Here is a 13,226-nt window from a genome sequence, read left to right on the forward strand (position 1 = left end):
AATCGCCATCTTCGTTGAATTGCAGGCGCGTTCGGATTATTTGATGCGCAAGGAGACAGCGGATGAGCAGTGAAGCAGTCGCCGCCGCCGAAGCGGATAGCGGCGAAGCGCAAGGCGATTCGGCCGCGGCCGAATTCGCCCGGTTCCGCTCGACCGTCGATGACCTCGATCGGGCGCTGGCGGAAGAACGCGCGATGGCGATCACGCTGATCGACACGATCAAACGGCTGGATGCCGAAGGTGAAGAGTTGCGCAGCCAGGCCAAGGCCTGATCCGCCGTGAGCGGCGGCGAAATCCTTGGCTGGCTGGTCAAGATCGTCGCCGGCGAAAAGATCAAGGAACGGCTGAACCGTAGCGGACTGCAAAGGCAGAATCGTGCTCTGCTGGAGGCGCTCGCGGACTCGCAGGCCTTTCGCAGGGAATATGCCGACGCGCTCGAACGCGTGCATCGCATCGCGGCCGACCGTGACCATTATCATTCGGAAATGATGCGTCTGCGCATCGAAGTCGGCGAGCTGGCAGCGGCGATCGAAGAACGCGACCGCCAGATCGCCGCCCTGACGGCGCGCATCGAAACCGGCGGCTGAACTCAGGCTATTTCCCGGTCGGGTGGATCGCCCTTTCGCAGGAACACGACTCCACCGTGCCGGGAAATGCCCTGAAGCATCGCCCGTCGGGCGCGGATCGGGGAGGCGTGCGCCCCGGAATTCTTCGCGAGAAATTCTATCCGGGACCTCAGAACCGGAACGCGCGGGTCTGCTGGCTGCGGTCGGTGAGGAGGCGGGCGGCGGCGGTGAGGGCTTCGGCGACGCCGTGGCACGCGGCTTCCAGCGCGCGGGCGGGGTCGGACGGCTCGCGCTGGGGCGGGTTGTCGCGGGGCGGTGCGGTCGCATCGGGTCGGTGGCCGGCATCGCGGAGCCGCGCCAGCCGTTCCTTGAGCGCCGTTGCCGCTTCGATCGCGGGGGCGGGCGCCCGGGCCACGCCGGCGCTGTCGAGGTGGCGCGCGGCGAGCGCCACTTCATGCACCCAGTAGCTGGTCAGGACAAGCTGGCGGTGGAGGCGGCTGCGCTGTTCGGTGGCGCGGCTGAGCGGTACGAGACGCAATGGTTCGATCGCATCGCGCAGGCTGGCGAGCTTGCCCTCGAAATCATGGATCGCGGCGGTGAGCGTCAGGCGGTTGAGCGCGCCGCCGGGAAGCGCTTCGTCGATGACCTTGCCGACGGCCTCCGCCAGCGCGTTGAACTGGTCGCGGGCATGGACATCGGTGCGGCGCGGCAGGACCAGTGTCGCGACGATGACGCCGGCGGCGGCGCCGATCGCCGTTTCCTCCAGCCTGAGCACCATCAACTGATCGCTGAACCGGCCGGTGACCGAAAACAGCAGGCCGACGACGACCGTGATCCAGAAGGCCATCCAGGTATAGGCCTGGATGAAGGCGTAGAAGACGCAGAAGATCGCGATCGGCATCAGCACGAGCGCCGCGCGGGTGTCGCCGTGAAGCAGCCAGACGATCCCCATGGCGACGAGGATGCCGGCGAGCGTGCCGAAGGTGCGCTGAAGCGACTTCATCAATGCCTGCCCGCGCGAAAAGGTGCCGGTGAACATCACGAACACGGTGATCACCGCCCAATACCAGCGGTCGGGCGAGAGCGCGGCGCCGCCGGCGATGGCGAGCGCGGCGGCGGCGGCGGACTGGACGGCGGGACGCAGAATGGCGGCGGTGGGCGGCGTCGCCGGTGGCGCGACCGAGCGCGCGGCGTCGTGATCGGGCGGCAGGCGTAGCGCCCCTTCGAGTTCGTCGACCGCATCGGCGAGGTCGGCGAGGTCGCCTTCGCGCGGTAGCGGCGCATTGGCCGTCAGCGCGGCGGCGAGGCGCGTGGCGGCCTGACGCTGATCGCTGTGCAGCCCCGCGCCGATCACCCCCTTCGTCTGCAGCGCCAGCCGTTCGGCGAGCACGAGCGCGCGGATCAGCGCCTCGGCGAGCGGGCGGTGGGCGAGGCGGCCGCCGTCGAGATTCTCCAGCTCGGTTTCGGCAATGGTCACGGCGTCGGCGACGCGGCGCAGCGCCTTGCGCACGGCCAGGCTTTCGCCCGGCGCCTCCAGCGCGGCGGCGACGCGCAGCAGGTCCGCCAGGCGCATGCGGATCGCAGCGGCCGACCAGCGCATCCGCCGCCACGGCCGATGCGGCACGACGAGCTGGTGGATGACGAGCGCCGAGGCCGCGCCGATCACCACGCCCGCCCATTGCCAGTGCAGCGTCGTCGGATCGGGCTTCAGGAAGGCGCCGAAGAAATAACTGACATTGGCGGCGAGGCCGACCGGAATCCACGGCCCGCCATATTGGCGCATATAGGCCGCAGCGCCGATGACCAGCACGAAGACGGCGTGGTTGATCCACGGCGTATGGATGAACGCGGACACGGTGAAACTGATCCCGGCCGCCGCCGCCAGCGCCGCGATCTTGCCGGCCCGCGCCCGCGTCTCGTCATCGCCGATCGCGGCGCAGCAGAAGACGGTGACGGGAAAGCCGATCAGGAAGGAAGTGACCGGTGCGCCGCCGATTCGACCGACCAGCAGCGCGCCGGCCAGCGTCAGGAGGAAGGCGAACATCGCGCGCGTGGCGCGTGCGGTCCGCAGCATACCGGGATCGGCCCGCACCAGGCGCCGCCGGGCCGGCGGCGGCAGCGCGTTGACGAAAAGGGTGAGCAGCGTGGGCACGATGACCGCTCATAGCCCGGACGGTGGTTCGTGCCATAGGGCCGATATGCACGCTGGCATCGCGCCGGCGGACCCGGTAGCGAGGGCGCATGACCGGGGTGGGTGTTCTTCAGCGGAGGAAATGGCGGGCGTTCAGGCGCCGCACGGCCGCCGGCGCGGCGTTGCTGCTGGTGTCGGCCTGTGCCGGACGCGATTACAAGCCGGTCAGCGACCTGCCGGTGAAGATCGGCAACGCCTATACCGTGCGCGGCAAGGTCTATACGCCCAAAATCGACCCGGATTACGACGTGCTGGGCTATGCAAGCTGGTATGGCGGCGAATCCGGCGACATGACCGCCAATGGCGAGAAGTTCCGGCCGAACTGGATAACCGCCGCGCACAAGACGCTGCCCCTGCCGACCTATGTCGAGGTGACGAATCTCGACACCGGCAAGCGGATCGTGGTGCGGATCAACGACCGCGGGCCGTTCGCGCGCGGTCGCATCCTCGACCTGTCGCGCGGCGCGGCGCAGGAACTGGGAATGCTGCGCGCGGGCACCGCGCCGGTGCGGGTGCGCCGCGTGGAACCGCCCGAAAGCGATCGCGAACGCCTGCGCGAGGGCGACCCGGCGGCCGAGCGGCCGCGCGTGCCGGACCCGATCCTGCGCAATCTGCGCACGCAGCTCGCCGCCGGCGTCCGGGCAGGGCTGGTCGAGGCGCCGTAAGCAGAGCCGCGCGTCAGGTCCGGAAGGGCAGGAGTTCCTCCAGCGCTGCCGCGTCCGGCGCATCCGGAACGGCGACGCCGCCGCGCAGCAGAAAGGCGTGACGGACGATTTCGGCCTGCTGTTCGAGGCCGTAGCCGTCGAACGGGCGGCCGGGAACGAGGGTGTAGTCGTAGCGGCAGAAGGGGTGTCGCATCAGCGGCAGGTAGAAGCGACCGCGCGCCTGCGTCTGCCAGATATGCGTCATCTCGTGCACGAACAGGCCCTGCAGCGCCGGGCCGGCCTGCGCGAAATCCATGCGGTAGCGATCGCCCCGCGGGTGGAAGTGAATGGTGCCGGTCGGCGCCATGGTGACGTTGCGCGGCTGAAAGAAGGCCCATTTGCGGTTGGCGATCCGCACCCGCTCGTAATCGATCGCGCCGCCGAAGATCGAACGGGCGAGCGACGCCTCTCCGGCGGTGAGCGGGCGGTAATCGGGCATCATCGCCGCTCGTCATGCCAGCAATCGAGGGATAGGCAACCCCGCTGCGTGTCGGTCGATTAATACACTCGCTTTGCCGCAGAGTGCGCGCCCGGGCCCGAGGATCGTGGTAAAAGGGGAATGCGATGGGACGGTGCGCTTGGGCGAAGGCACGGACGATGATCGAACAATTGGAAACAAGCCATCTGACGGCGCGCGAGCGCGATGTCCTGGCCGAGGTCTGTATCGGCCGGTCGTCGAAGGAGATCGCATTGCGGCTGGGCATCCGGCCGCAGACGGTCGAGGCCTATGTCGCCCGCATGCGGCTGAAGCTGGGTGCGACCAATCGCTGCCACCTCGTCGCGCTCGCCGTGCACCAGGGGCTTTGCCTGGAGCACGACGAGGCGATCGACGGTTCCGTCAGTCGGTACCGCCACTGAACGGGTGACGACTGCCGAGTTGCACGGGCTCCCGGTACCAGGCGTTGCGGGCGAGGCGCTCGCGCTCGATCGCCCTGAAGCGCGGATCGGCCGGCGTGTCGGCGAACAGGATGATCGCTTCGAACCGCTGATCGGTGGGCAAACCCGCAGGTAGCGGGTGCAGCGTGTCGATCCGCCTCACGGCGCTGAGGGCGGCGTTGTCGAGCATCCGGTTGCCGGAACCTTCGGAAAGCGCGACGTTGACCGGCCGGCCGGATTCGGAACAGTTGAATTTCACGCGCGCAATGCCGGTCCGCCCCGGCATGTTGAGCAGGATGCGGGGATAGCGGATCTTCGCGCTCAGCCGACGTTGGACGATGCGGTCCCACTGGGTCAGTCCGATTGGTTGCGGTGCGGTCACCAGCACGCTTTGGCGCGGGGGAGCCTGGCCGGCCTGTCGCGCGGGGGCGGGTGTGGCGGACATCGTCGCCAGGACGGCGACGGAAATCGCGGCTGTCAGGGTTTTCATCGGGGCTACCTTTCCTGAAACGGCAGAGGCGACCCGCTCTGCGGGATTGGGCGCAACTCCGGCGCCGGCGCCATTATGTCCCGTTTCGGGACGGGCGGGCAGTCGCAGGAACCGGATAATGAAATCATGGGGTGGCGCACGGGCCGGTGGCGCGAGCGGTTCACGAGTTCTTCAACCTGCCGTGCGAGGCCTTGCGCTGCGGCCGGAGACGGACGAGGATCGGCCGGCACCCGCTATGGTGCCGGAAAGATTTGGGGGGACGGGTGACGCAAGCGATAGCCTTGGGCGAAAAACGGGTGTTGCAGGCGGGGAAGCTGCGCTGGTTGCGTAGTCTCGGCTGGATGCTGACGCTCTGGCTGGGGTCGATCCTGTTGTTCGGGATCTTCGCCGCGATCGGGTTCCGGATCATGGCGGCGATTCTGGAGCAGCCCTTTTCCCCCGACATCATGATGCGATCGATTCAGGAGCCCGGCGGGCTGGCCGCGGCGTTCGGGCTCGCGCTGGGTGCGGTCGCCAGCCTGGCCGGATATGCGCTGGTCGTTCGGCTGGGCGAGGATCGGCGCGCGAGCGAACTCGCGCTGCGGCCGGCATGGCATGAACTGCCGGGCGGGCTGGCCGTGGGCGCGGGGATGATGGCGATCGCGGTCGCCATTCTCGGCCTGGGCGGCTGGGTCGATATATCCGCCCAGCCGGTAACCGGTATCTGGGGCGCGATCGGCCTTTCGGTGCAGTCGGGCGCATGGGAGGAACTGGCCTTTCGCCTGATCATGTTCCGGCTGCTGTGGCGCGCCTTCGGCCCGTGGTGGGCGCTGGGCATCTCCGCCTTCGTCTTCGGGCTGGTGCACCTGTCCAACCCGAATGCGAGCTGGTTCGCGGCGCTGTGCATCGCGGTGGAAGCGGGCGTGATGCTCGCCACCTTCTATATCCTGACGGGGCGCGCCTGGGTGTCGGTCGGCGTGCATGCCGGCTGGAACTTCACGCAAGGCTGGCTGTTCGGCGCGGCGGTTTCGGGCACCGGCGGCTTTGCCGGCGGGCCGCTTCTGACGCAGGCGAGGGAAGGGGCGCCGGAATGGCTGTCGGGCGGCGCATTCGGGCCGGAAGCATCGCTTGCCGGGTTGATCGTCGGTTGCGGCGTGGGGGCGGCGCTGTTGTGGCTGGCGGTGCGGCGGGGCCGGCTGCCCGCGCCTGCGCCGCGAACCGGTCAATAAGGCGCGGGGTCGGCGGGGCCGACGATCTTCGCCTCCGTCTCCAGATCGGTGCCGTCGCCGAAGCCCAGCACCAGCCGCACCCGGTCCCCGGCATGCAGGCCCTTTTCCAGGCCGAACAGCATGACGTGCTTGCCGCCGGGCGCGAAGCGGATCGTGCCGCCGGGCGGCAGCGGCACGTTGTCGATGGGTTTCATCGTCGACATGGCGGCGGCGCCTTCGCCCGTCTTCATGCTTTCGTGCAATTCGGTGCGCCGCGCGACCGGCGTGCTGACATTGACCAGGACATGGTCCCGCGCATCGCCGGTAACCTTGAAATAGGCGGCGCCCGGCCGATCGGCCACCGCGGGAAGGCGCAGCCACGCATCGCCGGCGCGAACCTCTTCCGGTTGCCGGTGGCAGGCCGCGAGGGCGAGGGCGAGGGCGAACAGGGCGGGAAGGCGGGGCAAGGGGGGTATCTCCCGTTTTGGGAATGATCTGCCGGTCAGTAACGGCGGTGCGATCTTGCGGCAAGAATTACCCCACCTATATCGCCCCCTGACATCATGGCGCGCCGCGATTTCGGGGCGCGTCACGGACATTTTTGTTTCAACCGGGGGCCACAAGAGGGACTATGGCTAAAGTAATCGGTATCGATCTCGGCACCACCAATAGCTGCGTCGCAGTGATGGAGGGCGGCAAGCCCAAGGTGATCGAAAACGCGGAAGGCGCGCGCACCACGCCTTCGATCGTCGCATTCGCCAAGGATGGCGAGCGGCTCATCGGCCAGCCGGCCAAGCGCCAGGCGGTGACCAATCCCGATAACACGGTGTTCGCGGTGAAGCGCCTGATCGGCCGCCGCTATGACGATCCCGTGACGAAGAAGGACACCGAACTGGTGCCCTATACCATCGTCAAGGGCGGCAATGGCGACGCCTGGGTCAAGGCGGGCGGCGAGGATTATTCGCCGTCGCAGATCAGCGCCTTCATCCTGCAGAAGATGAAGGAAACCGCCGAGAGCTATCTGGGCGAAACGGTCGAGCAGGCGGTGATCACCGTGCCGGCCTATTTCAACGACGCGCAGCGCCAGGCGACCAAGGACGCCGGCAAGATCGCGGGGCTGGAAGTCCTGCGCATCATCAACGAGCCGACGGCGGCCGCGCTCGCTTACGGTCTCGACAAGAACGAGAACAAGACGATCGCGGTCTATGACCTTGGCGGCGGCACGTTCGACATCTCGATCCTGGAGGTCGGCGACGGCGTGTTCGAGGTGAAGGCGACCAACGGCGACACCTTCCTGGGCGGTGAGGATTTCGACTCCAAGGTCGTCCAGTTCCTCGCCGACGAATTCAAGAAGGCCGAAGGCATCGACCTGACCAAGGACAAGCTGGCGCTGCAGCGGCTGAAGGAAGCCGCCGAAAAGGCGAAGATCGAGTTGTCCTCGGCGCAGTCGACCGAGGTCAACCTGCCGTTCATCACCGCCGATCAGAACGGTCCGAAGCACCTGGTCAAGACGATCAGCCGTTCGGACCTGGAAAAGCTGGTCGAGGACCTGATCCAGCGCACGCTCGACCCGTGCAAGAAGGCGCTGGCCGATGCCGGCGTCAAGGCGAGCGAGGTCGACGAGGTCGTGATGGTCGGCGGCATGACGCGCATGCCCAAGGTCCGTTCGGTCGTGAAGGACTATTTCGGCAAGGAACCGCATGTCGGCGTCAACCCGGACGAGGTCGTGGCGATCGGCGCCGCCATCCAGGCGGGCGTGCTGCAGGGCGACGTCAAGGACGTGCTGCTGCTGGACGTGACGCCGCTGAGCCTCGGCATCGAGACGCTGGGCGGTGTGTTCACCCGGATGATCGATCGCAACACGACGATCCCGACCAAGAAGTCGCAGACCTATTCGACCGCCGACGACAACCAGCAGGCGGTGACGATCCGCGTGTTCCAGGGCGAACGCGAAATGGCGGCGGACAACAAGCTGCTCGGCCAGTTCGACCTGGTCGGCATTCCGCCCGCGCCGCGCGGCGTGCCGCAGATCGAGGTCACGTTCGACATCGACGCCAACGGCATCGTCAACGTGTCGGCCAAGGACAAGGGCACCGGCAAGGAACAGCAGATCCGCATCCAGGCCTCCGGCGGTCTGTCGGATTCCGACATCGAGCAGATGGTGCAGGACGCCGAGAAGTTCGCCGAAGAGGACAAGAAGCGGCGTGAGGGCGCCGAGGCGAAGAACAACGCCGAGAGCCTGATCCACACCACCGAGCGCCAGCTCGCCGACAATGGCGACAAGGTCGATGCGGGCCTCAAGTCCGAGATCGAGGCGGCGATCGCCGAGGCCAAGACCGCGGTCGAAGGCAACGATCCCGACGAGATGAAGACGAAGTCGGAAGCGCTCGCCCAGGTGGCGATGAAGCTGGGCCAGGCGATCTATGAGAAGCAGCAGGCCGAGGGCGGCGCCGAAGGCGCGACCGATGGCGCGGCCGCGGGGAGCGAAGGCGGCGACGAGGAAGTCGTCGATGCCGAGTTCTCCGAAGTGAATGACGACGACAAGTCGTAAGAGGCCGTGAAGCGGTTCTCGACTTCGCTCGAACCGAACGGGACGGGGACTCTCCTCCTCCCGTTCGTCCCGAGCGAAGTCGAGGGGCGCTTCCGGGCGGGGTATTATGACTGAAGTCGATTATTACGAATTGCTGGGCTGTGAGCGGGGCGCCGACCAGGCGACGATCAAATCCGCCTATCGCAAGCTCGCGATGAAATATCATCCGGACAAGAATGGCGGCTGCCCCGATTCCGAGGCGAAATTCAAGGCCGTCAGCGAAGCCTATGAGGTTCTGAAGGACCCGCAGAAGCGGGCCGCGTACGACCGGTTCGGCCATGCCGCGTTCAAGCAGGGCATGGGCGGTGGCGGCGCAGGCGGCGGCGCGCAGGATTTCGGCGCGTTCAGCGACATCTTCGAAAGCGTGTTCGGCGAGTTCATGGGCGGCGGCCGCGCCGGCGGAGGCCGCCGGCAACAGCGGCGCGGCGCCGATCTGCGCTATGACATGGAAATCAGCCTGGACACGGCATTCCACGGCGATTCCACCGAGATCACCGTCGATGTTTCCGGCATCTGCGACACATGTGACGGCTCCGGCGCGCGGCCGGGGACGGGGGCGCAGACCTGTCCGACCTGTGGTGGCGCGGGCGCGGTGCGGGCGCAGCAGGGCTTTTTCGTGGTGGAGCGGGCATGTCCCAACTGCCACGGGGCGGGCCAGATCATCGCCGATCCGTGCCCCGATTGCCGGGGCGAGGGACGCGTCGACCAGACCAAGACGCTGACCGTCAACATCCCGCCGGGCGTGGACGACGGCACGCGCATCCGGCTGTCGGGCGAGGGCGAGGCCGGCGCGCGCGGTGCGCCGTCGGGCGACCTCTATATCTTCCTGCACGTCAAGCGGCATTCCCTGTTTGAGCGCAGCGGCACGACGCTGCACGCCAGGGCGCCGATCAGCTTCACCACCGCGGCGCTGGGGGGCGAGATCGCGATCCCCGGCCTCGACGGCGAGGACCACGTCATCAAGATTCCGGCGGGCACGCAATCGGGCCGCGAAATCCGCAAGCGCGGCGCGGGCATGCCCGTGCTGCAGGGGCGCGGCCGCGGCGACATGGTGGTGCATCTGGAAGTCGAGACGCCGCGCAAGCTGTCGGCGAAGCAGCGCGAACTGCTCGAGGCGTTCCGCGAGACGGAAACCGGCGAGGAATGTCCGCAGGCGGACGGCTTCTTTTCCAAGATCAAGCAGGCGATGAGCGGCTGAGGCCGCTTTCCCGCCGAAGCGAAAGCGGCGCGGAGGCGAAGGCTTCCGCGCCCCTTTTTTTTACCGGATGTCGTAGACCGGAGTCGCGCTATCGCGTCGTTCCGGCGAATACCGGACACGCGTTCGGCGCGGGCCTGGAGGCGATCCGACCGATGCCGATCGGGGCAAGGGAATCCGCCTCATGCGCAGCGTTCAGGCGAACACCCGGTCGAAGATCACATCGACGTGCTTGAAATGATAGTCGAGGTCGAATCGGGCTTCGATCTCCGCCGGCGGGAGGGCGGCGGTCACCGCTTCGTCGGCCTTCAGCAGATCGAGCAGCGACAGCGCGCCATCCGATTCCCAGACCTTCATCGCGTTGCGCTGGACGAGCTTGTACGCGTCCTCCCGGCTGACGCCGGCCTGGGTCAAAGCGAGGAGTACGCGCTGCGAATGGACGAGGCCGCCCATGCGATCCAGATTCTTCTGCATGCGCGCCGGATAGACGACGAGCTTGTCCATCACCCCGTTCAGCCGCGCGAGCGCGAAGTCGAGCGTGATCGTCGCATCGGGGCCGATATAACGCTCGACCGAGGAGTGCGAGATGTCGCGTTCGTGCCACAGCGCGACATTTTCGAGCGCGGGCGTGACATAGCCGCGCACCATGCGGGCAAGGCCGGTGAGATTCTCGGTCAGCACGGGGTTGCGCTTGTGCGGCATCGCCGACGAGCCCTTCTGACCAGGCGAGAAATATTCCTCCGCCTCCAACACCTCGGTGCGCTGGAGGTGGCGGACCTCGACCGAGAGGCGCTCGATTGACGAGGCGATGACGCCCAATGTGGCAAAGAACATCGCGTGGCGATCGCGCGGAATGACCTGCGTCGACACCGGCTCGACGGTGAGACCGAGTTTTTCGGCGACATGGGCTTCGACGCGCGGGTCAATATTGGCGAAGGTGCCGACCGCGCCGGAGATCGCGCAGGTCGCGACATCGGCGCGCGCGGCCTTCAGCCGGTCGCGGTTACGCGCGAACTCGGCATGGGCTTGCGCCATCTTCAGGCCGAAGGTGACGGGTTCGGCGTGGATGCCGTGGCTGCGGCCGATGGTGGGGGTGTATTTATGCTCCTCGGCGCGGCGCTTGAGCGTTGCGAGCAGCGTATCGAGATCGGCGAGCAGGATGTCGGCGGCGCGCGCAAGCTGTACCGCGAGACAGGTGTCGAGCACGTCCGAACTGGTCATGCCCTGGTGCATGAAACGCGCTTCGTCGCCGACCTGTTCGGCGACCCAGGTCAGGAAGGCGATGACATCGTGCTTGGTCACCGCCTCGACCGCGTCGATCGCATCGACGTCGATCTGCGGCCCGGTCGCCCACCAGTCCCACAGCGCCCCGGCCGCCGATTGCGGCACCACGCCCAGATCGGCGAGCGCCTGCGTCGCATGCGCTTCGATTTCGAACCAGATCGCGTATTTGGATTCGGGCGACCAGATCGCGGTCATGTCGGGGCGGGCGTAGCGGGGAACCATTCGGATTTCCTGTAAGGAGTTCGGGGTGAAGGCGCGCTAGCACCGCCCGGCGAAGGCTTCAATCGCGACCGGCGCCTCCGTTCGTCGCACGATCGGCACGCATCACGACGAAGCGGCACGATTTTATGACAAGTAGAAGAATAGATAGATGCAATCCATCGTTGATGTTCCGTAGTCGAGCCGAAATAGAAGTATCGGTTAAATCGATGCGTCATTTTCGGCTTTCGTGAAAGATGACCAGGAGATTGACGATGTTGAAATATGCTCTTCTTGCGGGCGCGATGATGATTTCGGCGCCGGCATCGGCCCAGAATGTGCCGGCCGAGGGGCAGGATAGCCCGGCGGCCGACACGATGTCGCAGGGCGCGCCGCAAACGCCGCCGGCCGATCCGTCGGCCGATACGACGCAATCGACCGAGACCGGCGTCGACACCGCCACCCAGGGCGACATGTCCGCGCAGGACAGCACCGGCGAGGATGGAGTGGTGCAGGATGGCACCACGCAGGACAGCACCGGTGTCACGACCGGCGCGGACACGCAGAGCCAGGGCGGTACGACGGCCGACCAGGTCGGTGCGATGATCGATTCGCAGTTCGGCACCTATGACGCCGACGGTTCGGGCGATCTGAATGCCGCCGAATTCAACAACTGGATGGCGTCGCTGCGTTCGACCAGCGAGCCCGGCTTCGATCCCAGTGCGGCGTCCAGCCAGCAATGGATGACGCAGGCCTATGCTCAGGCCGATGCCGACCATGACGGCGGCGTGAGCAAGACCGAGCTTACGACATTCCTGGCGGGTTCGGCCAGGTAAGGCCGACCGTTCGGGTCGCAGGCGGCCGCCGGCCTTCCCGGCGGCCGTTTTGCGTGTGCCGGTTGCTATGATCCTCGATCCTGGAGGGATGCCTCTGCGAAACCCATTCTCGTCACCCCGGCGAAGGCCGGGGTCCACCGAGCCGCTCAGTCTAAGCATTTGATATTGCAGCCAAGTGGATGCTGAAACACGTTCAGCATGACGAAAGAGGTTTCCATTTCGTGCCTTTCGCAGAGGCATCCTGGAGGCGAAGGCGTCTTGTGTCCCCGCGAAGGCGGGGACCCAGGCTGGGCTTCCGCCTTCGCGGGAGCACAAGGGAGCGGCGTTCGGAGTTGGTCGGACCTGCCGCTAGAGCAGGCCCTGGGCGCGCAGGCTGACATGACCCTCGGTGCCGATGATGACATGGTCGTGCACGGCGATGCCGAGGCGCTTTCCCGCCTCCAGCACGGCACGCGTCAGTTCGATGTCGGCGCGGCTGGGCGAGGGATCGCCGGAGGGATGGTTGTGGACCAGGATGATCGCGGCGGAGCCGAAATCGATGGCGCGGCGGATCACCTCGCGCACATGGACCGGCGCCTCGTCGATAGACCCTTCGCCCATTACTTCGTCCTGGATCAGCATGTTGCGGGTGTTGAGGTGCAGCACCCGCACCCGCTCGATCGGATGGTGCGCCATGTCGGCGCGCAGATAATCGAGCAGCGCCTGCCAGTTGCTCAGGACCGGCCGGTCGGCGACGCGCGCCTGGACCAGGCGGATGGCGGCGGCATGGGCGATCTTGATCGCGGCGGTGGCGCTGTCGCCCATGCCGGGCACGCGCGCGATCGCCTGCGGATCGGCCGACAGCAGCCCGCCGATGCCGCCGAATTCGGTGAGCAGCGCCTTGGCCAGCGGCTTCGTATCCCGGCGCGGAATGGCGAGCGCCAGCAGATATTCCACCAGCTCGTGATCGAGCAGCGCGTCGTTGCCGCGTTCCAGCAGACGCTGGCGCAACCGGGCGCGATGCCCTTGATGATCGGTCGCCTGTCCCCCCATGGTCATGCTCGATTAAGCCAGCCGGGTCTTTCGTGCAACGAAGCCGGGCTTTTCGTGCGAGCACGCTGCCGGTAAGG

The 13,226-nt window shown here is 67.1% G+C and carries 14 protein-coding genes; 8 read left to right on the forward strand and 6 right to left on the reverse strand.

Annotation, left to right across the window (positions count from 1 at the left end):
* The first annotated feature begins 62 nt into the window (after window positions 1-62).
* Both RPR59_RS05135 and RPR59_RS05140 read left to right on the forward strand, forming a co-directional pair.
* Window positions 63-272 (forward strand): hypothetical protein, encoded by a 210-nt coding sequence (locus tag RPR59_RS05135; RefSeq protein ID WP_313917352.1) that lies wholly within the window; start codon window positions 63-65, stop codon window positions 270-272.
* Window positions 273-278: 6 nt separating this feature from the next.
* Window positions 279-587: a hypothetical protein gene (locus RPR59_RS05140; RefSeq protein ID WP_313917354.1), complete on the forward strand. Its 309-nt coding sequence runs from the start codon at window positions 279-281 to the stop codon at window positions 585-587.
* Between the two features lie 148 nt (window positions 588-735).
* Here RPR59_RS05140 and RPR59_RS05145 read toward each other — a convergent pair whose 3' ends face one another.
* Window positions 736-2,718 (reverse strand): FUSC family protein, encoded by a 1,983-nt coding sequence (locus RPR59_RS05145; RefSeq protein WP_313917356.1) that lies wholly within the window; start codon window positions 2,716-2,718, stop codon window positions 736-738.
* Window positions 2,719-2,807: 89 nt separating this feature from the next.
* Between RPR59_RS05145 and RPR59_RS05150 the strand changes: the two genes are divergently transcribed.
* Entirely contained in the window at window positions 2,808-3,422 is a 615-nt protein-coding gene (locus RPR59_RS05150; protein ID WP_313917358.1) for a septal ring lytic transglycosylase RlpA family protein, read from the forward strand.
* A gap of 13 nt (window positions 3,423-3,435) precedes the next feature.
* Here RPR59_RS05150 and RPR59_RS05155 read toward each other — a convergent pair whose 3' ends face one another.
* Window positions 3,436-3,900 (reverse strand): vgr related protein, encoded by a 465-nt coding sequence (locus tag RPR59_RS05155; RefSeq protein WP_313917360.1) that lies wholly within the window; start codon window positions 3,898-3,900, stop codon window positions 3,436-3,438.
* Between the two features lie 125 nt (window positions 3,901-4,025).
* Between RPR59_RS05155 and RPR59_RS05160 the strand changes: the two genes are divergently transcribed.
* On the forward strand, window positions 4,026-4,319 hold the full coding sequence (locus tag RPR59_RS05160) for a response regulator transcription factor (RefSeq protein ID WP_313917362.1): 294 nt from the start codon (window positions 4,026-4,028) through the stop codon (window positions 4,317-4,319).
* Here RPR59_RS05160 and RPR59_RS05165 read toward each other — a convergent pair.
* Entirely contained in the window at window positions 4,300-4,827 is a 528-nt protein-coding gene (locus tag RPR59_RS05165) for an energy transducer TonB family protein (RefSeq protein ID WP_313917364.1), read from the reverse strand. The genes RPR59_RS05160 and RPR59_RS05165 overlap by 20 nt on opposite strands.
* 263 nt (window positions 4,828-5,090) lie before the next feature.
* Here RPR59_RS05165 and RPR59_RS05170 point away from each other — a divergent pair, with 263 nt between their 5' ends.
* Complete coding sequence (locus tag RPR59_RS05170; protein WP_313917366.1) at window positions 5,091-6,035, forward strand: CPBP family intramembrane glutamic endopeptidase; 945 nt, start codon at window positions 5,091-5,093, stop codon at window positions 6,033-6,035.
* Here the strand turns inward: RPR59_RS05170 and RPR59_RS05175 are convergent.
* Entirely contained in the window at window positions 6,029-6,481 is a 453-nt protein-coding gene (locus RPR59_RS05175; protein WP_313917368.1) for a copper chaperone PCu(A)C, read from the reverse strand. The two genes, RPR59_RS05170 and RPR59_RS05175, sit on opposite strands and share 7 nt — an antisense overlap.
* Window positions 6,482-6,645: 164 nt before the next feature.
* Here RPR59_RS05175 and dnaK point away from each other — a divergent pair, with 164 nt between their 5' ends.
* Window positions 6,646-8,565 (forward strand): molecular chaperone DnaK, encoded by a 1,920-nt coding sequence (gene dnaK, locus RPR59_RS05180; protein ID WP_313917370.1) that lies wholly within the window; start codon window positions 6,646-6,648, stop codon window positions 8,563-8,565.
* Between the two features lie 103 nt (window positions 8,566-8,668).
* Entirely contained in the window at window positions 8,669-9,802 is a 1,134-nt protein-coding gene (gene dnaJ / locus RPR59_RS05185) for a molecular chaperone DnaJ (RefSeq protein WP_313918335.1), read from the forward strand.
* A gap of 192 nt (window positions 9,803-9,994) precedes the next feature.
* Here the strand turns inward: dnaJ and purB are convergent, their stop codons facing one another.
* Entirely contained in the window at window positions 9,995-11,305 is a 1,311-nt protein-coding gene (purB, locus tag RPR59_RS05190) for an adenylosuccinate lyase (RefSeq protein WP_313917373.1), read from the reverse strand.
* A 251-nt stretch (window positions 11,306-11,556) separates the two neighbouring features.
* On the opposite strand from purB, the gene RPR59_RS05195 reads away from it, so the two are divergent.
* Entirely contained in the window at window positions 11,557-12,117 is a 561-nt protein-coding gene (locus RPR59_RS05195) for an EF-hand domain-containing protein (protein WP_313917375.1), read from the forward strand.
* A 348-nt stretch (window positions 12,118-12,465) separates the two neighbouring features.
* On the opposite strand, the gene radC is transcribed toward RPR59_RS05195, so the two are convergent.
* Complete coding sequence (radC, locus tag RPR59_RS05200) at window positions 12,466-13,155, reverse strand: RadC family protein (RefSeq protein ID WP_313917377.1); 690 nt, start codon at window positions 13,153-13,155, stop codon at window positions 12,466-12,468.
* Window positions 13,156-13,226 lie beyond the last annotated feature (71 nt).

The organism is Stakelama saccharophila, assembly GCF_032229225.1.
GTDB classification, from domain to species: domain Bacteria; phylum Pseudomonadota; class Alphaproteobacteria; order Sphingomonadales; family Sphingomonadaceae; genus Sphingomonas; species Sphingomonas saccharophila.

What these genes read in the sequence shown, in the direction of transcription:
- RPR59_RS05155 (WP_313917360.1), bottom strand. Translation starts at nt 3,900, where the DNA reads ATGCCCGATTACCGCCCGCTCACCGCCGGAGAGGCGTCGCTCGCCCGT.
- purB (WP_313917373.1), bottom strand. Translation starts at nt 11,305, where the DNA reads ATGGTTCCCCGCTACGCCCGCCCCGACATGACCGCGATCTGGTCGCCC.
- RPR59_RS05150 (WP_313917358.1), top strand. Translation starts at nt 2,808, where the DNA reads ATGACCGGGGTGGGTGTTCTTCAGCGGAGGAAATGGCGGGCGTTCAGG.
- dnaK (WP_313917370.1), top strand. Translation starts at nt 6,646, where the DNA reads ATGGCTAAAGTAATCGGTATCGATCTCGGCACCACCAATAGCTGCGTC.
- RPR59_RS05165 (WP_313917364.1), bottom strand. Translation starts at nt 4,827, where the DNA reads ATGAAAACCCTGACAGCCGCGATTTCCGTCGCCGTCCTGGCGACGATG.
- RPR59_RS05135 (WP_313917352.1), top strand. Translation starts at nt 63, where the DNA reads ATGAGCAGTGAAGCAGTCGCCGCCGCCGAAGCGGATAGCGGCGAAGCG.
- RPR59_RS05160 (WP_313917362.1), top strand. Translation starts at nt 4,026, where the DNA reads ATGGGACGGTGCGCTTGGGCGAAGGCACGGACGATGATCGAACAATTG.
- RPR59_RS05195 (WP_313917375.1), top strand. Translation starts at nt 11,557, where the DNA reads ATGTTGAAATATGCTCTTCTTGCGGGCGCGATGATGATTTCGGCGCCG.
- radC (WP_313917377.1), bottom strand. Translation starts at nt 13,155, where the DNA reads ATGACCATGGGGGGACAGGCGACCGATCATCAAGGGCATCGCGCCCGG.